General features: G+C 72.4%; 17 protein-coding genes. 7 read left to right on the forward strand and 10 right to left on the reverse strand.

Going from position 1 to position 20,168, the window contains the following annotated elements:
• Nucleotides 1-13: 13 nt before the first annotated feature.
• Together WME73_RS42695 and WME73_RS42700 are read right to left on the reverse strand one after the other, a co-directional pair.
• A complete protein-coding gene (locus WME73_RS42695) occupies nt 14-1,126 on the reverse strand; it encodes a cation diffusion facilitator family transporter (RefSeq protein WP_437742009.1) in 1,113 nt (370 codons plus the stop codon).
• Complete coding sequence (locus tag WME73_RS42700) at nt 1,123-2,355, reverse strand: acetyl-CoA C-acetyltransferase (RefSeq protein WP_437742010.1); 1,233 nt, start codon at nt 2,353-2,355, stop codon at nt 1,123-1,125. The genes WME73_RS42695 and WME73_RS42700 overlap by 4 nt, the downstream gene beginning before the upstream one ends.
• Before the next feature lie 120 nt (nt 2,356-2,475).
• Here WME73_RS42700 and orn point away from each other — a divergent pair, with 120 nt between their 5' ends.
• Nucleotides 2,476-3,039, forward strand: coding sequence for an oligoribonuclease (gene orn / locus WME73_RS42705; protein WP_012240261.1), 564 nt, complete (start codon nt 2,476-2,478; stop codon nt 3,037-3,039).
• Between the two features lie 397 nt (nt 3,040-3,436).
• Here the strand turns inward: orn and WME73_RS42710 are convergent, their stop codons facing one another.
• The 3 genes from WME73_RS42710 to WME73_RS42720 form a co-directional block, all read right to left on the reverse strand.
• Nucleotides 3,437-4,750 (reverse strand): serine/threonine protein kinase, encoded by a 1,314-nt coding sequence (locus WME73_RS42710; protein ID WP_437742011.1) that lies wholly within the window; start codon nt 4,748-4,750, stop codon nt 3,437-3,439.
• 283 nt (nt 4,751-5,033) lie between these two features.
• A complete protein-coding gene (locus WME73_RS42715; protein ID WP_437742012.1) occupies nt 5,034-5,489 on the reverse strand; it encodes a helix-turn-helix domain-containing protein in 456 nt (151 codons plus the stop codon).
• 109 nt (nt 5,490-5,598) lie between these two features.
• Nucleotides 5,599-7,410 carry an ABC transporter ATP-binding protein gene (locus tag WME73_RS42720; RefSeq protein WP_437742013.1) on the reverse strand — a complete coding sequence of 604 codons (1,812 nt, stop codon included), beginning with the start codon at nt 7,408-7,410 and terminating at the stop codon, nt 5,599-5,601.
• Between the two features lie 193 nt (nt 7,411-7,603).
• Here WME73_RS42720 and WME73_RS42725 point away from each other — a divergent pair, with 193 nt between their 5' ends.
• Together WME73_RS42725 and WME73_RS42730 are read left to right on the forward strand one after the other, a co-directional pair.
• Nucleotides 7,604-7,981: a hypothetical protein gene (locus WME73_RS42725; protein ID WP_437742014.1), complete on the forward strand. Its 378-nt coding sequence runs from the start codon at nt 7,604-7,606 to the stop codon at nt 7,979-7,981.
• A 479-nt stretch (nt 7,982-8,460) separates the two neighbouring features.
• On the forward strand, nt 8,461-8,973 hold the full coding sequence (locus tag WME73_RS42730) for a hypothetical protein (protein ID WP_437742015.1): 513 nt from the start codon (nt 8,461-8,463) through the stop codon (nt 8,971-8,973).
• Between the two features lie 80 nt (nt 8,974-9,053).
• Here the strand turns inward: WME73_RS42730 and WME73_RS42735 are convergent, their stop codons facing one another.
• The gene (locus WME73_RS42735; protein ID WP_437742016.1) at nt 9,054-10,286 is read right to left on the reverse strand and encodes a choice-of-anchor L domain-containing protein; all 1,233 of its coding nucleotides are present in this window, start codon (nt 10,284-10,286) and stop codon (nt 9,054-9,056) included.
• Nucleotides 10,287-10,460: 174 nt separating this feature from the next.
• Nucleotides 10,461-12,194 (reverse strand): arginine--tRNA ligase, encoded by a 1,734-nt coding sequence (argS, locus tag WME73_RS42740; RefSeq protein ID WP_437913331.1) that lies wholly within the window; start codon nt 12,192-12,194, stop codon nt 10,461-10,463.
• A gap of 114 nt (nt 12,195-12,308) precedes the next feature.
• Here argS and WME73_RS42745 point away from each other — a divergent pair, with 114 nt between their 5' ends.
• Nucleotides 12,309-14,468 carry a serine/threonine-protein kinase gene (locus tag WME73_RS42745; protein ID WP_437913332.1) on the forward strand — a complete coding sequence of 720 codons (2,160 nt, stop codon included), beginning with the start codon at nt 12,309-12,311 and terminating at the stop codon, nt 14,466-14,468.
• A 161-nt stretch (nt 14,469-14,629) separates the two neighbouring features.
• A complete protein-coding gene (locus tag WME73_RS42750; protein ID WP_437712070.1) occupies nt 14,630-14,950 on the forward strand; it encodes a hypothetical protein in 321 nt (106 codons plus the stop codon).
• A gap of 304 nt (nt 14,951-15,254) precedes the next feature.
• Here the strand turns inward: WME73_RS42750 and WME73_RS42755 are convergent, their stop codons facing one another.
• Nucleotides 15,255-16,634 carry a GH1 family beta-glucosidase gene (locus tag WME73_RS42755; protein ID WP_437742019.1) on the reverse strand — a complete coding sequence of 460 codons (1,380 nt, stop codon included), beginning with the start codon at nt 16,632-16,634 and terminating at the stop codon, nt 15,255-15,257.
• 47 nt (nt 16,635-16,681) lie between these two features.
• The gene (locus WME73_RS42760; protein ID WP_437913333.1) at nt 16,682-16,885 is read right to left on the reverse strand and encodes a CopZ family metallochaperone; all 204 of its coding nucleotides are present in this window, start codon (nt 16,883-16,885) and stop codon (nt 16,682-16,684) included.
• 88 nt (nt 16,886-16,973) lie between these two features.
• On the opposite strand from WME73_RS42760, the gene WME73_RS42765 reads away from it, so the two are divergent.
• Together WME73_RS42765 and WME73_RS42770 are read left to right on the forward strand one after the other, a co-directional pair.
• The gene (locus tag WME73_RS42765) at nt 16,974-17,750 is read left to right on the forward strand and encodes a helix-turn-helix domain-containing protein (protein ID WP_437913334.1); all 777 of its coding nucleotides are present in this window, start codon (nt 16,974-16,976) and stop codon (nt 17,748-17,750) included.
• Between the two features lie 15 nt (nt 17,751-17,765).
• Nucleotides 17,766-18,194 (forward strand): membrane spanning transport protein, encoded by a 429-nt coding sequence (locus tag WME73_RS42770; protein WP_437742022.1) that lies wholly within the window; start codon nt 17,766-17,768, stop codon nt 18,192-18,194.
• An 11-nt stretch (nt 18,195-18,205) separates the two neighbouring features.
• Here the strand turns inward: WME73_RS42770 and WME73_RS42775 are convergent, their stop codons facing one another.
• On the reverse strand, nt 18,206-19,432 hold the full coding sequence (locus WME73_RS42775) for an ROK family protein (RefSeq protein WP_437742023.1): 1,227 nt from the start codon (nt 19,430-19,432) through the stop codon (nt 18,206-18,208).
• Between the last annotated feature and the right edge of the window lie 736 nt (nt 19,433-20,168).

Below are 20,168 nucleotides of genomic sequence, written 5' to 3' on the forward strand. Positions count from 1 at the left end.
TCCCGGTAGGGCCCTACGCGCCGCTCCGGTCGCCCGCGGGCCCGTCCCCGCCCGGCGCCCCGCCGCCCGGCCGCCTGAGCGTCACCAGGAGCTCTTCCTGGAGCGGCTCCGGCTGGATCGTGCAGTGGGTGAGCGCGTGCTTCTCGCGCAGCCGCCGGGCCACCGCGGCGGCCACGTTCGTGCCGTGGTGCCCCTTGGCGAGGACGACGTGCACGGTGAGCACGTTGAAGCCGTCGGAGATCGACCAGACGTGCAGATCGTGGAAGTCGACGACGCCGGGCACGCTCCGGATGGTGTCCTCGACGTGGGCGAGATCGATCTCGATCGGGCTGCCCTCCATGAGCACGCGGGACGTGTCCCGCACGAGCCGCCAGCCGCCCCAGAGCACGAGGGCGCCGATGGCCGCGCTGATCACCGGATCGGCCCGCGTCCAGCCGAAGGCGAGGATGAGCACGCCCGCAGCGATGGCGCCGACCGAGCCGAGCGCGTCCGACAGCACGTGCGCCAGCGCGGCCCGCGTGTTGATGTTGTGCCCGTGCTCGCCGGTCGAGAGCAGCAGCGCCGCGACCACGTTCACGAGCAGCCCCAGCGCCGCGGTGATCGCCAGCGCCTCGGCGTGCACCGCCTGGGGCGCGCGCCAGCGGTGGGCCGCCTCGATGAAGATCCAGATCGCCGTCAGCGCCAGCGCGACGCCGTTGGCGAAGGCCGCGAGCACCTCCGCGCGCCGGAAGCCGTACGTCCGCTCGCGCGTCCGCGCCTGCGCCGCGATGCGCTGGGCGATGATGGCGATGCCGAGCGCCGCGGCGTCCGCGAGCATGTGGCCCGCGTCGGCCAGCAGGGCGAGGCTCTTCGACCACCACCCGACCGCCGCCTCGACGACCAGGAACGACGCCGTGAGGGCGAACGCCGCGATCAGCCGGCGGAGCGGCGCGTGCCGGAGATCGTGGCTGTGGTCGTGATGCTGCGGGTCGCCGTGGTCGTGATCGTGGTCGTGATCGTGACCCGGGGCATGGTGATGCCCGTGATCGTGCCCCTCGCCGCGCCGAGCGCCGCGCCCGTGCTGGTGCTCGTCCGAGGCGCTCCCGTGATCGTCGCGCACCCCCATCGCCGCGCCGGAGCGGCTCACACCCGCTCGAGGATGGTCGCCACGCCCATCCCTCCGCCGATGCACAGCGTGATCAGCGCGGTCGCCTTGCCGGCGCGCTCGAGCTCGTCGAGCGCCGTCCCGATCAGGCAGGCCCCGGTCGCGCCGAGCGGGTGCCCGAGCGCGATCGCGCCGCCGTTCACGTTGACGCGGTCGAGGTCGATGTCGAGCTTGCGCGCCGTCTGCAGCGGCACCGCCGCGAACGCCTCGTTGATCTCCCAGAGATCGACGTCGCGCGCCTGCATGCCCGCCTTCTTGAGGGCTCGCTCCGACGCGGGCGCAGGGGCCGTCAGCATGATCACCGGCTCGGCGCCGGCCGTCGCCGTGGCGCGGATCCTCGCCCGCGGGGCGAGCCCGTGCGCCTTCACGTAGTCGCCGGACGCGAGCAGCACGACGGCCGCCCCGTCCACGATGCCGCTCGAGTTGCCCGCCGTGTGGACGTGCCGGATCGACGCCACCTGCGGATAGCGCGCCAGCGCCAGCGCATCCACGGTCTCGCCGGCGGGGCCCATCGGCGTCGACCCGAGGCTTCCGAACGCCGGCTCGAGCTTCGCGAGGGCCTCCATCGTCGCCCCGGCCCGCGGGTGCTCGTCCCTGTCGAGCAGCGGCTTGCCGTCGAGATCGACGACCGTGAAGAGGCTCTTCGCGAAGCGCCCCTCGCCCGCGGCCCGCTCGGCCTTGCGCTGGCTCTCCAGCGCGAAGCGGTCGACGTCCTCGCGCGAGAAGCCCTCGATCGTGGCGATGAGGTCCGCCGAGATGCCCTGCGGGACCATCGCGAGCTTCTTGCGGAGGGCGAGGTTGTTCCCGTCGAGGGGCGCGCCGTCCGAGCCCATCGGCACGCGCGACATGCTCTCGACGCCGCCGCCGACGGCGACCTCCTGCTGGCCGGACATGACCCCCATCGCCGCGAAGTTCACCGCCTGCGCGCCCGAGCCGCAGAAGCGGTTGACGGTCACGCCGGTCACTGCGTCCGGCCAGCCGGCCGCGAGGATGGCGGTGCGCGCGATGCACGCGCCCTGCTCGCCCGCCTGGGTCACGCACCCGACGACCACATCCTCGACGTCCTGCTTGCGGATCCCGGTCTTCTCGGCGAGGCGATTGAGCGTTTGCGCGAGGAGCTCTTGAGGGTGCACGCCCGAGAGCGCTCCCTTGCCCGCCTTGCCGCGCCCGCGCGGCGTGCGAACGGCATCCACGATGAAGACGTCTCGCATGACAGGCCTCCGAGCCCGATGTCCGGCCCGTGCTTAGCACACCGCCCGCTCCCGGGGCAGCCTGGTCGCGCCGGGTCTCGGTGGACCTGAGCCGGCGCGGATCGGCTATGCTCGCCGCCGATGACGGACCGGTCGCAGCGCATGGTGTGGGTCGATCTCGAGATGACGGGGCTCGACGAGAGCTCGTGTGCGATCGTGGAAATCGCGACCATCGTTACGGAGCCCGACCTGACCGTGGTCGCCGAGGGGCCGTGCCTCGTCATCCACCAGCCGGAGAGCGTCCTCGCGGGAATGAGCGACTTCGTCCGCGATCTCCACGAGCGCTCGGGGCTCCTCGAGCGTATCCGCGCGTCCACGCTCTCGGTCGGCGACGCGGAGTCCGAGACGCGCGCGTTCCTCGAGGCGCACTGTGACAAGGGGACGGCCGTGCTGTGCGGCAACTCCGTGTGGAAGGACCGCGCCTTCCTGCAGCGCTACATGCCGGAGCTCCTCTCCTTCCTGCACTACCGCATCGTGGATGTCTCGACGCTCAAGGAGCTCGTGCGCCGCTGGTATCCGCTGCGCGCCGCGCCCAAGAAGCGCGAGATCCACCGCGCGCTCGACGACATCCGCGAGTCGATCGAGGAGCTCAGGTGGTACCGGGCAAACGTGTTCCAGCCGCTCCCGGGGAACGAGCTCCGCTGAGCGATCGCGGTGAGCCGAGGGGAGCCTGAGGGCCGACCGCGTCCTCGGGCTTGCGGTTCAGCATCCTCGCTCGCCGGCATCCCCAACCTCGGTCGGCGCCCGCGCCCCGCCCTCAACCTCGGTCGGTTCACCCGTCGGTCGGCGCCCCGCCCTCAACCTCGGTCGGTTCACCGCCCGGCAACTCGCCCCGCCCGCCCTCCCAAATCCGGCCGGAAAGGCGGCTCCGCTGGCAATCGAAGAAAAATTGTCCTCGAAGCGAGAAAATACGATCGATCGAGGCAATGCTTTGAGTAGGCTAGCCATGCGTCCAGGCCTCCGGCACGAGGTCTGCGGCGTAGACACCCCGGCGGCCCCAATCCGCCGGGGTGTCGTTTGCTACCGGACCTGTGGGATTGCCTTAGAACAGCTGGTCGCCGTACCACGGTTGCCCGGGGCTACCCTTGGCTTCCACGGCGGGAGTCGCGACCAGCGGGGCGGGCTCAGCACGGCGCGTCACCCCGGACTTCGTCGCCGGCGCCTCCACGGCAGAACCCGCCGCCTCGGAGGCGCCGGGATCGCACTGCATCGGGGAAGCTGTCGGCTCATTGTGATGTGAGTCACTCACGTGAGCCGGCGGCCCAGCGGGTGGGGGCGGCATCCCATGTCGGGCGATGTACGAGCTCAATGGCACCGCGACGGCGGCGCTCGTCAGCGCGACGAGCAGCAGCGCTCCGCCGGCCAGCAGGACGTTGCTGCGAGAGCGCGGCGCGGCGATCTCGACGACGGGGTGCCGCATGGCCTCCGGAGGGAGGGTCCCGGTGGGCAGCGTGTTGCGGGACACCGGAGCGGGCACGCTCCGCTCCGTATCCGGCGCCGACTCCTGCAGCGACGGGGCGGCCGCAGCTTGCGGGCGCGGCCCCCTCGGCGGCGGAGCGCCCCCCGCGAGCGGCGCCGCGCCCACGAGCAGCGGCCGCACGGCGGCCATGAGCTCGTGGACCGTCTGGAACCGCGCGTCAGGGTCCTTCGCGAGCGCCCGGGTCAGCGCCTCGTTCACCTGGGCCGACACCCCCTCGAGCGGCGGCGGCACCTCGTCGAGCGCGCACACATCCAGATCGTCGCGGCCGTCGAACGGGCGCTGCCCCCCGAGGAGGCAATACAGCAGCATCCCGAGCCCGTAGACGTCGGTTCGTTCATCGATCGCGCGAGCATGCGGATCGTTGAAGAGCTCCGGCGCCCGGTACCGCGCCGCATCCGCCATGGCGTCCTCGGGCGCCCCGAACGGCAGGTGCAGCCCGAACGCCCTCAGGACAGCGGCGCCCTGACCGGTGATCACCACCGTGTGCGGGCCGAGATCCCCGTGCGAGAGCCCCAGCGCGTGCGCGGCGCCCAGCGTCCGCGCGACGTCGACGACGAGCTCGTACGCGACGGAGCGAAGCCGGGGCAGCAGATCTTCCACCGAGGGATCGTCGCTCTGCCGGGCAGCGATCCACCCCGCATCTCCCTCCATCCCGCCCGCGATCACAGGCACGATGCCGTGCACCCGCGCAGACAGCGAGAGGAGCCTCTCCAGCGCGCCGCGGAACGCATCGGCGTCGATGCCCATGCCCTCCTGGACATAGAGCGTCACCTCGCGGCCATCGGCGTCGAGCGCGCGATACGCCTCCGCCGGAGCGGGAGAGTCGAGGCTCGCGACGATGGTGTACCCCGCGAACTCCTGCCCGAGGATCACCATGGCCCCTCCGCCTCGATCCGCGCGACGGGCACGGAGGATTCAGGCCTCGCGCGCTGGAAGGAGAGGACGGCGCGGCGCGCGTTCTTCGATGTTGGCTGCGGTGTTGGATCAGCCCAAAAGATTCTGCTCACTGCGTCGGACCTCCGGCACGAGGTTCGAGTCCATGACACCCCCGGACACGGCGCGGGGAACATCGGTTGGCGGAGACAGTAACAGAGGTCTCAGGCGCGCGGAAGCCGTCGCCAGCGCGGACCGGCGCCACGGAGCGCGCGAGGCGGGTCTATCACTTTCCGGAACGACGGCTCGACGGCGGAGTAATACGCCCTGAAAAAGCGCGCTCCGGGCGGGGCGACTTGGGCGGAGCTGCCGGGCGTGCGCGCTCCGGATCTTCGCTGGCGAGGGCGAGCATTGCTTGCTTTCTCGGTGAGTCGTCAGGCTCCATGAGCAGAAAGAGGATCGCGCTCTGGAGCGCCTCCTCGGCCTGGTCAAAGCGCTCTGCCACGATGGACGCGACAGGGCTGCGCCCGTCGCCCGGGAGCAGGAGGCGCGGCTCGCACTGGAGCCCCTGGGCGATCAGGCCGAGGGCGCCGAGCCCGAGATCCCGCTCGCCGCGCTCGACCTGCCGCAGGTACGTGGCCGAGAGCTGCGCCCGCTCCGCGAACTCCTGCATGCTGAGCCCACGGAGCAACCGGAGGATGTGGACCGCCTGGCCGACCTCCTTGGGGAGCGTGTCGCGCATGAGCGCGAGCCTAGCAGGCAGAGCTCGCCCGAGCCCCCGAGAAGGCAGGCCGCCCCGCGTGAGGAGCGCGCCCGCTCGCCGGCGTACCGAACGCGCCGCGCCGGCGGCGCTACAGGTACCCTTCGGCCTGCAGCGCGAACATGCGGGCATAGCGCTGGCCACGGGCGACGAGCTCGTCGTGGGTGCCCTCCTCGACGATGCGCCCGCCGTCGAGCACGACGATGCGGTCGGCCATGCGCACGGTCGGGAAGCGGTGAGAGATGACGATGGTCGTCCGCCCCTTGGACAAGGACCTGAACCGCTGGAAGACCGCGTGCTCGGCCTCGGCGTCGAGCGCCGCGGTCGGCTCGTCGAGCACGAGGATGTCGGCCTGCTCGCGCATGAAGGCGCGCGCGAGCGCAACCTTCTGCCACTGCCCGCCGCTCAGCTCGACGCCGCCCTTGAACCAGCGCCCGAGCTGCGCGTCGAGGCCCCCGGGCACGACCGTCACGACCTCGTCGGCGCCGCCCTCGGCGACCGCGCGCGCGACGCGCGGCTCGTCCGCGAGGTGCTCGACGCTGCCCAGCCCGACGTTCTCGCGCAGCGTGAGCTGGTATTGGTTGAAGTCCTGAAAGACGACACCGATCCTCCGGCGGAGCGCGTCGGGCTCCCAGGCGCGGAGATCCTTGCCGTCGAGCAGGATTCGCCCCTCGGTGGGCTCGTACAAGCGCGCGAGCAGCTTGATGAACGTGGTCTTTCCGGCGCCGTTGTGCCCGACGAGCGCCAGGCTCTGACCGCTCGGGATGTGGAGATCGATCCCCCGGAGCGCCCAGCGCGACTGTCCAGGATACCGGTAGCCGACCCCCTCGAACCGCACGCCCCGGTCGCGCGCGCCGTCGGCCGGCAGGGGCGCAGGCGCGTCTGCGCGGCCGGCCGGCGGCGCGGGCGGCTCGCCGGTCGGGATGGACAAATACTGAAAGAGATTCGACATGTAGAGGTTGTGCTCGTACATGCCGCCGACGCCGGCGAGCACGGCCTGGAACGCCTGCTGGCCTTGCCGGAAGGCGGCGACGTAAAGGACCATCTCGCCGAGCGAGAGGCGCCCCGCCGCGGCGCCGGCCGCCATGGCGCCATAGCAGCCGTAGAACGCCGCGGTGCCGAGGAGCGACAGGCCATAGGACCACCCGGCGCGGCGGACCGCGAGGGCGCTGTCCTCCCGGTAGAACGACGCCGCGAGCGCCTTGTACCGCTCGAGGAAGGTCGGCCCGAGCCCGAAGAGCTTCACCTCCTTGGCGTGGCCGTCGTTGGCGAGCACGTACTCCAGGTAGTTGAGCCGGCGGGCCTCGGGAGAGCGCCAGTTCCGGAGGCGGAACGCCGCGCCGGAGAAGCGCGCCTCGGCGACCGTGGCGGGGACGGCCGCGAGCACGAGCGCGAGCACCGCGAGGGCGCTGAACCCGAGGAGCAGCGCGGCGTACCCCGCGAGCGTGATCAGGTTCTGCACGAGGGAGAAGCTCTCGGTCACGACGGCGGCGGGGCGAGACGACGCCTCGCGGCGCGCGCGGGTGAGCTGGTCGTAGAACTCGGGGTCCTCGAAATGGACCAGCGAGAGCGAGAGCGCCTTCTCGAGGATCATCCCGTGGATGTCGATCGAGAGCCGCGCGCCGAGCAGCTGCCGCGTCAGCGAGAGCCCGCGCTGCGCGAGCGCGAGCGCGGCCACGAGGCCGAGCTCGACCGAGACCCACACGAGCGCCGCGCGCTCGTCGCGGGCGACCACCGCGTCCGTGATCGCCTTTCCCACGTAGGCCACCCCGAGCGGCAGCGCCGCCGCGGCGAGCGTGAGCGCGCCGAGGGCGACGCTCGCCGCCTTCGACGAGCGCCAGACGAGCTGGAGCGTCCGTGGTGTGTAGGCAAAGCTGTCCCGCAGGCGGGAGAGGCCGAGCATGGACGGCGGATTCTAACCACGCCGCGGCGCTCCGCCCGCGAAGACCCGCGAGGGCGCGAGGGCTGAGGGACGCGAGCGCGACGACCACGGGCGGCCGCGGTCGCGGTCGGGCGGGCGGGCGGGCGGGCGGATGCTGTGGCGGACGCGCGCCCGGCGCGGTATCCCGGGCCTCCGAAAGAAAAGGAGGCTCTTCATGTCGAGCATGTCCACGTTGACCATGGGCTACGGAGCGCTGCTCACAGCGCTCGGCGTCGGCGGATTCGCGGCGACGAGCGCGCCGACGGCGCTCATCCCGGCCGGCTTCGGGGTCGTCGCGATCGGGCTCGGCCTGCTCGCGCGACAGGAGAGGTACCGCATGCACGCCATGCACGCGTCGGCCATGGTCGGCGTCCTCGGCTTCCTCGGCTCCGCCCGCGGCCTGACCCAGCTGCCGACGCTGCTCTCCGGCGGCGACGTGGCGCGCCCCCCGGCCGTCATCGCCCAGTCCGTGATGGCCGTCCTCTCGGCGGGCTACGTCGCCCTCTGCGTGCGATCCTTCATCGCGGCGCGCCGCGCCGCCGCCCGCACCTGAGCGCGACGCGCGCCGCCTCGCGCTCGGAGCGCGCCGCCCCGCCACGCGGCGCGCGCTCGGAGCGCGCCGCCCCATCAAGGAGCCCAGGCGCCATCACAGCCCCTTCTTCCCATCGCCGTCCAGCCGGCGCGCTCGGTGCGGTCCTGTCGGGCGCGAGAGCCATCGAACGGCGCGCTCCTGCCGATCCGTAGAGAACGGCCGCTGCGGCCCCTCTCGCGCGGCGCGTGGTGGATGAGCCCCCCTCCCCTCTCCTCACCCGCCTTACTCTGCACGTCCCATCTCTGCGTGTCCGATCTCCGCGCGTCGGATCAGGGCGCTCGCACGCCGAGCACCTCTTCATGTCGATTATTTGACAATCCGGACCACCAGTCCGGAATGCTATAAATCCGCGCGCAAAAAGCCAGATCGGTGCCCTCGATGCCCGTGCATGATGTACTGTCATCGTCACCAGACCATCAACTACGAGAAGAGCGAGCACCATGCTTCGACGCGTCATTGCATTGGGGCTGACGGCGCCTTTTTTCCTTTCCTGCGAGGGGAGTGGTGGTGTCATCCAGATCTGGAATTGCGAGGAGTGCCTCAAGGGCTGGACCTGCACGGCGGACGCCTGCATCCCCCCGCACTGCAACAATGACGTCACCGATGGAGACGAAGGAGAGACCGACCGCGACTGCGGCGGCTCGTGCAAGCCTTGCGGCTTCGGCGCCTCGTGCGAGACGGGCATCGACTGCAAGGAGGGCGTGTGTCGCCTGGGGGTTTGCCAGGCTCCGACCTGCGTCGACGGCGTCGCGAACGGCTTCGAGACCGGCGTCGACTGCGGCACGCGCTCGTGCCCGCTCTGCCCCGCGGGCGAGGCGTGCCTCACCGGCGAGAACTGCGGGTCCGGCGTGTGCAGGGAGCGTGTCTGCCAGGCGCCCTCGTGCGACGACGGGGTCCTGAATGGAAGCGAGCTCGCCGTGGATTGCGGGGGGGACTGCCGGACGTGCCGGTAGCCCGAAGCGCCCAGCGAGGCGACCAGGCCTCGCTACCGCACGCCGACGAGGCGTCGGCGCGGGGAGGAGCGCCCCTCGCCTCAGAGGAACTGGACCGCGGGCACCGTCTCCAGGCTGACCGTGCCGCCGGTCGCGATCCAGCGGAAGCCATCGATGAGCGCGGTCGAGTCGAAGCGATCGTCGCCTGTGTCGAACAGGATGAACCGGAGCGAGATCTCCTCGCCGCCATGCACCGGCGCGCGGGTCTTGAGCCACCGGGTGCCGCCGTCGCGGCGCGGGCTGAACCCCGTCCCCACGAGCTCACCCGAGCCGAGCGGACATCCGTCGCAGACATCGAAGAACGCGATATTGACGCTGACCGGCCTTCCCTCCCCGTCGAACGAGAGATTGCCGTTGTACGATCCGGGAGGCGCGGGCGTCGCCAGCGCGACGAATTGATCGTTGAAGTCCTCGCAGACCCACTCCGGGTATTCGAACGTATAGAACTTGAAGAGGAACTCGTAGCCGGTCGCGTTCGTCGGCGCGCGGAGGACGACCTCGAGGCCGACGTCGTCGTTGATGAAGCTGGACGGAGGACAGGAAGGGTTGTCCTGAGGGAACCCGGGCGGCGCGGTGCCGGGACCGTAGCTCGAGCAGCTCCCGGACCAGCAGGCGTCGGGGTGGCCAGGAAGGCGTGCGCTCCCCGTCGAGAGCGCGAGCAGGCGCGCGCCGCCCTGCACGTGCACGTTGGGGCCGAACCCATCGAAGAGGCCAACCGCGGGCGACCGCTCTGCAGGCGAGCCGTCCCCGCGGACATACCTCGCGGAGAGCACACCCCACCGCCTGTCCTCGCGGGACGCCACGGCGCAAAGGTCGATCGCCTTGGCCCCGTTCGCCGGATCGAAGTCCTCCAGCGAGAGGCCCTCGTCGCACGGTGGCGGCACGTCGTCGATCACCCCGTCGCAATCCTCGTCCGCCGGCGCGGGGATCTGGCCGTTCGCGTCAGGCTCAGTGACCTCGACCTCGATCGCGCCTGGATTCACATTTCCATCAACATCGTTGCAGTCGCCCTCCGCGGGCGTGAACCCGTCCCCGTCGCCGTCCACGTTGGGATCGGTGATGGGGATTGCGTCACCGGAGCCCAGCTCTGGCTCGCCCGGCTCATCGAGCCCGCCGGGGCCGTCCTCGCCGATGGTCCCCGAGGGCTCCTCGCGCCCGTCTCCCCCGCCCCCCGGCGCGGACGCGCCGCCCACCGCGGAGCACCCGAATGCGACGGCGAGCACCGCCATCACGGCCATGCCGGCGCAGGGGAGAGCCAACCGTTGTTCGATCATGCCGCACTTTGCCAGAGAGAACGGACCGACGTCGCGCGCAACCTCGAGCGGGCGAGCGCAACCTCGGTTCGAATGCGCGGGCAGGCACGCGCAGCTCAGGCAGAGGCGCATCCTCAGGCGGATGCGCGATCGCCGGACGCAGGCAGGGTCGGGCGCCGCTGCCGGACGCTCGCTCTACATCCGCTCCGGCGCCTCGATCCCGAGCAGGCCGAGGCCCTTCGCCAGCACCTCCGCCGTCAGATCGCAGAGCGCGAGGCGCGAGCGGTGCACGTCGTCGCTCTCGGCCCGGAGCACCGGGCAGCGCTCGTAGAAGCTCGTGAACGACCCGGCGAGCTCGAACAGGTAACCGCACAGGCGGTGCGGCTCGAGCGTGGCCGCCACGTCCTCCAGCACGGCGCCGAACCGGAGCAGCTCCAGCACGAGCGCCCGCTCCGCCGGCTCGCCCAGCACGATCCCGGCCTCGCGCGGCGACTCGACGCCGGCCTTCCGGAAGATCGAGCGGATGCGGGCGTGCGCGTACATCAGGTAGGGCGCCGTGTTCCCCTCGAACGCCAGCATGCGATCCCAGTCGAACACGTAGTCCTTGATCCGGTCGCTCGAGAGATCGGCGTACTTCACCGCGCCCACGCCGACCGCCCGCGCCACGGCGCCTCCGGCCTCGGCGTCGAGCTCGGGGTTCTTCTCCCGCACCACCTTCGCCGCGCGCTCCAGGGCCTCGTCGAGCAGGTCCGAGAGCTTCACGGTCTCGCTGCGCCTCGTCTTGAACATCTTCTTGTCGGCCCCGAGCACCGAGCCGAACGCCACGTGCTCGGCCCGGGCCGGCGGGGTGAGCCAGCCCGCCTCGCGCGCGGTCGCGAAGACCATCGCGAAGTGCTGGCTCTGCGGCGCGCCGACGACATAGACGATCCGGCGCGCGCCGACCGTCGTGAGGCGGTGGCGGATCGCCGCGAGATCCGTCGTGGCGTAGCCGTAGCCGCCGTCCTGCTTGCGCACGATGAGCGGCAGCGGCTCGCCGCCCTTGCCGGTGAAGCCGGCCGGGAAGACGCAGAGGGCGCCCTCGCTCTCGCGCGCCAGCCCCTTGCGACCGAGCTCCTCGACGACGTCGGGCAGCATCGGGTTGTAGAAGCTCTCGCCGGCAAAATCCGCGTCGGTCAAGGTCACGCCGAGGCGGCGGTAGACCGAGTCGAAGTAGCGCGTCGACTCGCGCACGAGCTGCCGCCAGAGCGCGAGGGTCTGCTCGTCGCCGCCCTGCAGCCGCACGACCCGCCGGCGCGAGCGCTCGGCGAACGCCGCGTCGCCGTCGAACTTGGCGCGCGCCTGCCGGTAGAACTCGTTGAGATCGCCGACCGAGAGCTCCTGCGAGGCCGCGGCCTCGCCGAGGTCGAGCATGTGCTCGATCAGCATGCCGAACGGCGTGCCCCAGTCGCCGAGGTGGTTCTGGCGGATCACGCGGTGGCCGAGCGCCTCGAGCACGCGCGCGAGGGCGTCGCCGATGATCGTGCTGCGGAGGTGGCCGACGTGCATCTCCTTCGCGGCGTTGGGGCCCGAGTAGTCGACGATCACCGTCTCGGGCTCGGCCGCGGGCGCGATCCCGAGCCGCCCGCCGCCCGCCGTCTCGGCGAGCTCGCGCGTGAGGTACGCGTCCTCGAGCGTCAGGTTCACGAACCCGGGGCCCGCGATCTCGACCTTCCGGCAGATCCCGTCGAGCTCTAGCGCCGCCACGATCGCCGCCGCGACCTCGCGCGGCGGCCTGCCGAGGCGCTTGCCGAGCGCCATGGCGGCGTTCGCCTGGTAGTCGGCGTGGGTGGAGCGGCGCAGGGAAGGATCAACCGCGGCGTGCTCGGCGCCGAACGCGGCGGTGATCGCCGCCTTGAATGCGCGGGCGAGGGCGTGGACGGGATCGGCCATGGCGTATCCTTTGGCCCGAGCGCCCGGCCAATTCAATAGACAAGCCGGAGCGGCACCGCCACATCAGCGCACCTTTGACAAAAATCGGGGTAGGCCGGACAGTTCACGCCTCACGTGAGCGCTTCCCCGCCCCCTGCCCCCGGCGATCCGCCGCCCGTCGCGAGCAACGCGCTCGCGGAGAGCGCGGCGGCCCAGCTGGTCGGGACGGTCCTCTCGGACCGGTACCGGATCGTGGAGCTCGTCGCTACGGGCGGGATGGGCGCGGTGTACAAGGCCGAGCACCTGCTCCTGCGCAAGTGGCTGGCCGTGAAGCTCCTCCTGCCCGCGGCGAAGGGCTCCCCGGAGCTCACGGCGCGCTTCGAGCGCGAGGCGATCGCGGGCGCGCACATCCAGCACCCGAACATCGCCTCGGCGACCGACTTCGGCACCCTCCCCGACGGCTCCCGGTTCCTCGTGCTGGAGCACGTCCGCGGCACGACGCTCGATCGCATCATCAAGAGGGGCCCCTTGCCCGCCCCGCGCGCCGCGGAGATCGCGCGGCAGATCGCGGCGGCGCTCGCCGCGGCCCACGAGCGCGGCGTCATCCACCGCGATCTGAAGCCGCGCAACGTCATGGTCGAGGACGGCACCGACGCCGTGAAGCTCATCGATTTCGGCCTGGCGAAGGTGCCGATCGAGCGCCTCTCCACGACGGACGCGCACAGCAGCGAGGCGCGGCCCGACGCCGGCCGGATCACGCTGAGCGGCATGGTCTTCGGCACGCTCGCGTACATGGCGCCCGAGGCGGCGCAGGGCATGGATCACGTCGACGAGCGCTCCGATCTCTACGCGCTCGGGCTCATCCTCTACGAGATGCTCGCCGGGAAGCACCCGTTCGACGCGATCCTGCCCGTCGAGATCTTCCGCGAGCAGCTCCACACGGCGCCGCCGCCGCTCCGGCTGCGCGCCCCGGGCACGGCGGCGCCGCGCGAGCTCGAGGCGCTCGTGATGCGCATCCTGCGCAAGGACCCGGCGGAGCGCCCCGCGAACGCCCGCGCGCTGCTCGCGGCGCTCGACGCGGCCGTGCCGAGGTCCGAGGCGCTCGGCCTCCTCCCCTGGAAGGAGCCGCTCTCGAGCGGGACGTGGCGGCTCAGCGACCCGCTGCGCGCGATCCCGCACGCCATGCCGCCCGAGCTGCCGGCAGGGCAAGACCGCGCGGGCGCGGCCGGCAGCGCTGCGGCCAGGGGCGGCGCGGCTGGCGGAGCGGCGACCGGCAGCGCCGAGGCCGACGCGTTCGGCCTGCAGCTCGGGGCCGCCGGGGCTGACGGCGAGGCGCGCGGGAAGGCAGCGCGCGGGGCGGCAGGGGGCCGGCCGCGAGCGCGAGGGCGCGCGTGGGGCTGGATGCTCGGGGTGGCCGCCGTGGCCGCGATGGGCGCGGCGGGCGCGCTGCTCCTCGGCCGGCTGCCCGCGGGCGCAGGCTGGCTGCGCGCGGGCGCCCCGGCGGCCGCCGGTCCGGAGCTCCAGGCGGCGCCCGCAGCGGCGCAGACGGCCCCCGCCGGGGCGCCGGCCGCCCAGGCGCAGGATGCCCTCGGCCCCCCTCTACAAGCCCCCTCCGCGGCGCCCGTCGCGAGCGCCTCGGCCCCCGGGTCGGCCGACGTCGCGGCGGCGCTGGACGCGGGTGCGGCGCCGGACGCGGACGCGCCGGACGCGGGCGCGGCGCTCGCCGGCCCGGAGCCGCTCGAGGGCGCGGGCCTCCCGGCCGAGCGCGAGCGCCTCGTGGCGACGGTCCGGGCGAAGCGGTGGGGCGACGCGGAGAGCGCGCTGCTCACGCTGCTCGAGAAGGATCGCGCCGCCTTCGAGCAACGCGACGTGATGACGGCCGCGGCCGCCGTCGCCGTGAAGAGCTCGTACCGGACCGACGGCCGCGCGGACGCGATCTTCGACGCGCTGGAGAGCCGCCTGGGCCCGGAGGGCCTCGACATCGCCTACGAGATCTGGAGCGGCTACGGGGGCACGCAGGGCGGAAAGCGCGCGGCGGCGCTGCTCCGCCGCCCCGAGGTGCTGAAGCGCGCGAGCGTCCCGCTGCGCATCGCCGTGGCGCTGCGCGAGGCCCCCTGCCGGCGCAAGGAGGCGCTCTTCGAGCGCGCGGCGCTCGAGGGGGACGCGCGCGCGCTCGTGTTCCTGGAGATGCTCCGCTCGTCGCAGTGCCAGCCGCGCATCGGGCAGTGCTGCTTCCACCACCACGAGGGGCTCGAGCGCGCGGTGCGCGCCCTGCGGGACCGGCTGCGCTACTGAGCCGACCGCGCCCGCGTGGCGCGGGCTCCCGGCGCGACGCGGCCCCGAGGGCCGCCGAGATGGGCTAGGCTCGCGCCCCCGGGTTCCACGGCGCCCAGGAGGCCAGAGCACGGCGACGGGGCGACGGGCGGCGCGCGGACGACAAGGACGAAGGATCAGGAATGAGCGACAAGACGAATGAGGAGATCTACAGGGCGTATCTGCTGGCTTACGCGTGCAGCGGCGACGCCTCGAAGGTCGCGGTGCTCCAGGACGCGCGCCCGCTGACGGCGGTGGTCGCCGCCGCGCTCGCCCTCGCCGAGCGCGACCGCCACGCGAGCGAGCCGCCGGACACGTGGGATTCCCTGAGCGAGCGCCTGCAGGCGATGTTCGATGAGTTCGATCCGCACGGGTACGACCTGGCGGGCGGAGGCGACGAGTCGCTCGAAGACGACGAAGAAGACGACGAGGACGAAGACGGCGACGAGCCGATCGCCTCCTGAGCCGCCCGAGGCGCTTTATCGAGGAGCGGGCCGCGCAGCGCGCGCCGGCGACACGGCCATTCGCCCGGCGATCACGGGCGAATGGCCGTTCCTCACACCGCCTTCGCTCTGCAGTCGGCAGCGATCACGCCCATCCCCTCGGCGTTAACCAACGCTTCGCGCCGCGTTCTCCTACATACGAACGTTTACGTTCACGTTCACGTTGGTGATCGGTGGTGGGGGCGGGCCTCATGCCCTGAGCGTGACCGAACGAGCCTGGTTAACGCCGCAGATTATCGAGTCGCTGCGCGTGACGCGGCGCCGCTCACCCCCCGAGGGTCGCGCCGTTCGAGGCGATGACCTCACGATACCAGTGCGCCGAGTCCTTGAGGACGCGCCTGCCCGTCGGGTAGTCGACGAAGACGAGGCCGAAGCGGTGTTTGTAGCCGTGGGCCCACTCGAAGTTGTCCATGATCGACCAGTGGAAGTAGCCGTTCACGGCCGCGCCATCGGCGATCGCCCGGCGGAGCTCGATCAGGTGGCGCGCCATGAAATCGATGCGCTGGGGGTCGTGCACCTTCCCGTCGAGCGAGATCCAGTCCCGGGTCGACAGCCCGTTCTCGGTGATCACGATGGGCCGCTTGTACCGCTCGTAGAAGAACCTGGGCCCCCAGTAGAGGCACTCGGGGGTGACCGACCACTCGAACGCGGTGATCGGGTGTCCCACCGGGTGGGGCACCACCTCGGCTGCGCCGTTCGCCCCGGCGCGCACCGGGACTCCCCAGTAGACGTTCACGCCGCAGAAATCGACCGGCTGCGCGATGATCTCCATGTCGCCGCTCCGGACCTCGGGCAGCTCGTTCGCGAACAGGCGGAGCCCGTCCTCGGGGTACCTGCCGAAGAACACGGGATCCATCCACCACGTGTTGGTCCACGTGGTCCGCGCGTTCACCGACCACGTGGCCGCGCGCGCCGCCTCCAGATCCTCCGGCGACGAGGTCGCGGGGTATTTCACCTGCGCGACGGGCGCATAATAGACGTTGCACCTCCCGGGGCTCGCCGCGCGGATGGCCTGCACCGACTTGCCGTGCGCGAGCAAGACGTGGTGGCAGACCCGGAGCACCTCGGCGAAGCGCAGCCGGTCGCCGGGGGCGTGGCGCCCCTCGTAGTGGCCAGCGCCGGCGAACACCTGAGGCTCGTTGAGCGTCATCCAGTCCTTCACCCGATCGCCCAGCTTCCTGACCACGACGCTCGTGTACTCGGCGAACCAGTCGGCGCTGTCGCGGTTCAGCCACCCGCCCTTGTGGTAGAGCGCGAGAGGAAAGTCCCAGTGGAACAGCGTGATGTGGGGCTCGACGCCCGCCTCGAGCAGCGCGTCCACGAGGCGATCGTAGAACGCGAGCCCGCGCTCGTTGACGGCGCCCGTGCCCTCCGGGAGGACACGCGGCCACGAGGTGCTGAGTCGATAGGCGCGGAGGCCGATGTCGCGCATGAGGGCGACGTCCTCCTGGTACCGGTGGTAGTGGTCGCACGCGACGTCGCCCGTCTGGCCGTTCCACACAGCGTCCGGCTTCTTGCAGAACATGTCCCACACGGACGGCCCCTTGCCGTCCTCGTGCGCGGCGCCCTCGATCTGGTACGACGCCGCGGCGGCGCCCCACAGGAACCCTTCCGGAAAGCGCTCTTCGCTCTGCTGTCGCGTCATGGTGGCCGCCACCATACCAAAGGCGGCCGAGCTCCGGCACCGCGGCGTCAGCCAGCGTCGCGCGCCTCGTAGCCGGCCTCGCGCACGGCCGCGTGGAGGGCCTCCGCCGCCGCGCTCCCCTCGACGACCGCCTCTCCGCGCTCGAGGCTCACCTCGCTCACCCGCGTCACGCCAGGGACCTTCGCGAGCGCCTTCGAGACCGCCTGGACGCAGTGGCCGCAGGTCATCCCTTCGATAGCGATTCTGCGCATCTCCCCCCTATGCCCGCTCGAGGCAGCAGCGTCAACGAGGGCACGCCGGTTGCGCCGCCCGCGCCCGCGTGATGTGCTCTCGAGCGTGATGGCTCTCGAGCACACGGCGCTTGTCGGCCACGGCGGCGTGCACATCATCGAGGGCGCCGGGGGGACGCGCCGTCATGCGCTCCACCTGGTCAAGCTGGTGGTGCCGGTCGAGGGTCCTCTCGAGATCGAGGCCGAGGTCGGGCGGCCGTTCGAGGTGCGCGCGCCCGTGCTCACCGGCGCCGGGGTCGCCCATTCCATCGGCTCTCCCGGCGCGACGGTGACGACCTTTCTTGCGCCCGAGGGGCTCGGCGCCGGCGCGCAGGCGGCCGCCCGCGGGCGGGTGCTCGTGCTCGAAGGCGCGCAGGCCGAGCGGGCGCGCTCGGCGGCGCGCGACGCGCTCCGCGGCCGGCTCGATCACGCGGCGACGCACGAGCTCATGAGGGCGTGCGCCGGTGCGTTCGCGCCGGGCGGCCCGCCGGTCGATCGCCGCGTGCTCCGCGCCATGCGCCGCCTGGCGGAGCAGGCGCCGGGCCGCCCCGCGCTGGGCCCGCTCGCCGCCGCGGAGGGCCTCTCTCGCTCGCGGCTCTCCCACCTGTTTCACGGCGCCTTCGGCCACCCGCTGCGCGATTACGTGACCTTCCTGCGCGTGCGGACGGCCATCCGGGCGCTCATGGACGGCGCCCCGCTGGCGCAGGCGGCGCTCGCCGGCGGCTTCCACGACCAGGCCCACCTGGCCCGCGCGATCGTCGCCACGCTGGGCCGCACGCCGGGCTCGGTCGCTCGCAGCCGCTTCGTACAAGCCGAGGCCACGGCCGGGGCCATGGTGATCCCCTGAACCCAAGGAGGATCCATGCCCCCCCGCGCTGTCGGCGCAGCCCGCGTCGCCCTCGGCCTCATCGTCCTGCTCGGCGGCATCAACGGATTCGTGCGCATCGTGCCGGTCCCCGAGCCGCTCCACCCGTTCATCCAGCTGCTTGTCGACAGCGGCTACATCCACGCCGTCAAGGTCGTCGAGATCGCCGCCGCGGTCCTGCTCCTCCTCGACCGCCGCCGCCCCCTCGCGCTCGCGCTGTTATGGCCGGTCGTGGTGAACATCGCCCTGTTCCACCTTCTGCTGGACCCCCGCGCCGGCATCAACGCCGTCGTCCTCCTCGGCCTGCTCGGCGCCCTCACCTGGCATGATCGCCACGCGTTCGCGCCGCTCCTCGCCGAGGGGCGGTCCGGGTCGCCCGACCCGAAGGGCGACCCGGCGCGCGGAGAGCGCGCCTCGCTCGCCTAGAACCCGATCACCTACGGCGCGCTGTCCTGGAGCACGCCGTCGGGCACGAGGCGGAGCGAGCGAACCGCGCCCTCGCGCGCGAGCAGGAGGGCGCCGAGCACGCCGGCCTCGTCGCCCAGCGGAGAGGCGACGACCGGCACGTCCGCGCCGCGGACGGCGTGGCGCGGCAGCTCCTCGCGCACGCCGGCAAGGAGGATGTCGGGCGCCGCCAGCAGCTCGCCGCCCAGCACGATGAGCTGGGGGTTGAGCAGGTTCAGCAGGACCGCGATGCCGCGCGCGAGCTGCGTGCCCGCCTCGTGGAAGATCGCGCGGGCGCTCTCGTCGCCGGCGAGCGCCGCGCTCGCGACGGCGCTGACGGCGTGCGGGCGAGCGAGCGCGGCGAGCTGGGGTGAGCGCGCCGACGCCGCCTCGGCGGCGCGCCGGAGCGCCATGACCGAGGCGAACGTCTCCAGACATCCGCGGCGCCCGCAGCCGCAAGGAGGGCCGTCGTCCGCAACGCGGCAGTGGCCGATCTCCCCGCTGTACCCCTGCATCCCGAAGAACAGGCGTCCATCGGCGACGAGGCCCGCGCCGACGCCGAGCCCGACGTAGATCCACACATACGACGCCTGCCCCCGCGCCGCGCCGAGCTCCCCTTCCGCCACCGCCGCTGCCTGAGGCAGGTTGTACACAGGCACCTGCATGCGAAGCGCGCGGCTGAGCTCCGCGCGCACAGGGAACCGCTCCCAGCCCAGGTTGGGCGCAAGCACGCAGACGCCGCTCGGCCGCTCGATGAGCCCAGGCAAGACCGCGCAGGCGCCGCGCAGCCGCTTCCGCGGCACCCCACTCAGCTGCAGCACCTTCGGCAAGAGCTCGACGATATCGCGGACCGTCCGGTGCGGATCGCGCAGGACGGTGGGCTGCTCCAGCCGCGCCCGCAGCCGCCCGCGGGCGTCGGCCACGGCCACGGCCGTCTTCTCGACACCGATCTCGATGCCGAGGAAGGCCGCGCTGTCGTCGTTGAACTCGAGGAGCCGCGCCGGGCGCCCGCCGCGCGATTCGGTCCCGACATCGCGGACGCTGCCGCTGTCGAGGAGCTCCTCGATGATGGCCGAGACCGTCGGCTTGGTCAGCCCGCTCAACCGCGCGAGGTTCGTGCGGGAGATCGGACCGTGCTCTTGCACGAGGTCGAGGACGAGGGAGCGGTTCAGCTCCCGAGGGGTACGGTTGTTCGCCGTCTTGTCGTTGGCACGGACCATTCGAGCAAAACCAGACTTAGCCGTCCTCGTGCAGCAAAAGCAAGGGGCGTCGCAGCCGAGCTGTCACGAAAGCGCGCGCGGCGAGCGTGGTCCCCCGCGCTCTCCCGCGCTTCTCCGCGCGTCGCTGCCTCGACGCCCCCCACCCCGCGGCGCGTCAGCTGTTTATGTCAGCATCACAATCGTCGCTGCCCGGACGGCCACCGGCGCAGCGCCCCTGCCGCCCTCCACGTAGCAAACTGCCCCGCTTCGGGGGATGGGCTCCTACAGCCCGCACCCCCGTGTGGCGGAACGCCGCATCGCCGCATGTGAGGTGGAAACAGGGAGCGCGCGGCCCTCTCGGCGTCCGACCCGCCCGGACCTGGCGATCGCCCCGCTCCCCGCTCCCGCGACGCCGCGAAGCTCCCCGGCGGGCGGGCTCATCTCTTCTCCAAGGGAACACCGATTGCAGACGGCAACGGACGAGAAGCGGTGGATGACAGACGGCAGGCGCTCATCGGCAATCGACGCTCAATGAACGACAAACGGCAAACGCGGGAAGCGAGCAAACACCGGATCGATGAGCGCAGACGCCGCGGGGCGTGAAGGGGAGCGATCGTCAAGGCGCTGGAGTCCTGACATGCCGACGCACTGTCACCCCAGGTCGAGCCAGGGCTCGACGAGTTGGAGGACACGGCGACATCGCACAGCGACGCTTTGCCCAGCTCGCGCGCGATGCGCATGGCCGAGGAGACGCCCG

Origin of the sequence: Sorangium sp. So ce302, from assembly GCF_051530145.1 — a bacterium.
GTDB classification, from domain to species: Bacteria; Myxococcota_A; Polyangia; order Polyangiales; family Polyangiaceae; genus Sorangium; species Sorangium cellulosum_B.

What these genes read in the sequence shown, in the direction of transcription:
- WME73_RS42700 (WP_437742010.1), bottom strand. Translation starts at nt 2,355, where the DNA reads ATGCGAGACGTCTTCATCGTGGATGCCGTTCGCACGCCGCGCGGGCGC.
- orn (WP_012240261.1), top strand. Translation starts at nt 2,476, where the DNA reads ATGACGGACCGGTCGCAGCGCATGGTGTGGGTCGATCTCGAGATGACG.
- WME73_RS42710 (WP_437742011.1), bottom strand. Translation starts at nt 4,750, where the DNA reads ATGGTGATCCTCGGGCAGGAGTTCGCGGGGTACACCATCGTCGCGAGC.
- WME73_RS42715 (WP_437742012.1), bottom strand. Translation starts at nt 5,489, where the DNA reads ATGCGCGACACGCTCCCCAAGGAGGTCGGCCAGGCGGTCCACATCCTC.
- WME73_RS42720 (WP_437742013.1), bottom strand. Translation starts at nt 7,410, where the DNA reads ATGCTCGGCCTCTCCCGCCTGCGGGACAGCTTTGCCTACACACCACGG.
- WME73_RS42725 (WP_437742014.1), top strand. Translation starts at nt 7,604, where the DNA reads ATGTCGAGCATGTCCACGTTGACCATGGGCTACGGAGCGCTGCTCACA.
- WME73_RS42730 (WP_437742015.1), top strand. Translation starts at nt 8,461, where the DNA reads ATGCTTCGACGCGTCATTGCATTGGGGCTGACGGCGCCTTTTTTCCTT.
- WME73_RS42735 (WP_437742016.1), bottom strand. Translation starts at nt 10,286, where the DNA reads ATGATCGAACAACGGTTGGCTCTCCCCTGCGCCGGCATGGCCGTGATG.
- argS (WP_437913331.1), bottom strand. Translation starts at nt 12,194, where the DNA reads ATGGCCGATCCCGTCCACGCCCTCGCCCGCGCATTCAAGGCGGCGATC.
- WME73_RS42750 (WP_437712070.1), top strand. Translation starts at nt 14,630, where the DNA reads ATGAGCGACAAGACGAATGAGGAGATCTACAGGGCGTATCTGCTGGCT.
- WME73_RS42755 (WP_437742019.1), bottom strand. Translation starts at nt 16,634, where the DNA reads ATGACGCGACAGCAGAGCGAAGAGCGCTTTCCGGAAGGGTTCCTGTGG.
- WME73_RS42760 (WP_437913333.1), bottom strand. Translation starts at nt 16,885, where the DNA reads ATGCGCAGAATCGCTATCGAAGGGATGACCTGCGGCCACTGCGTCCAG.
- WME73_RS42765 (WP_437913334.1), top strand. Translation starts at nt 16,974, where the DNA reads ATGGCTCTCGAGCACACGGCGCTTGTCGGCCACGGCGGCGTGCACATC.
- WME73_RS42770 (WP_437742022.1), top strand. Translation starts at nt 17,766, where the DNA reads ATGCCCCCCCGCGCTGTCGGCGCAGCCCGCGTCGCCCTCGGCCTCATC.
- WME73_RS42775 (WP_437742023.1), bottom strand. Translation starts at nt 19,432, where the DNA reads ATGGTCCGTGCCAACGACAAGACGGCGAACAACCGTACCCCTCGGGAG.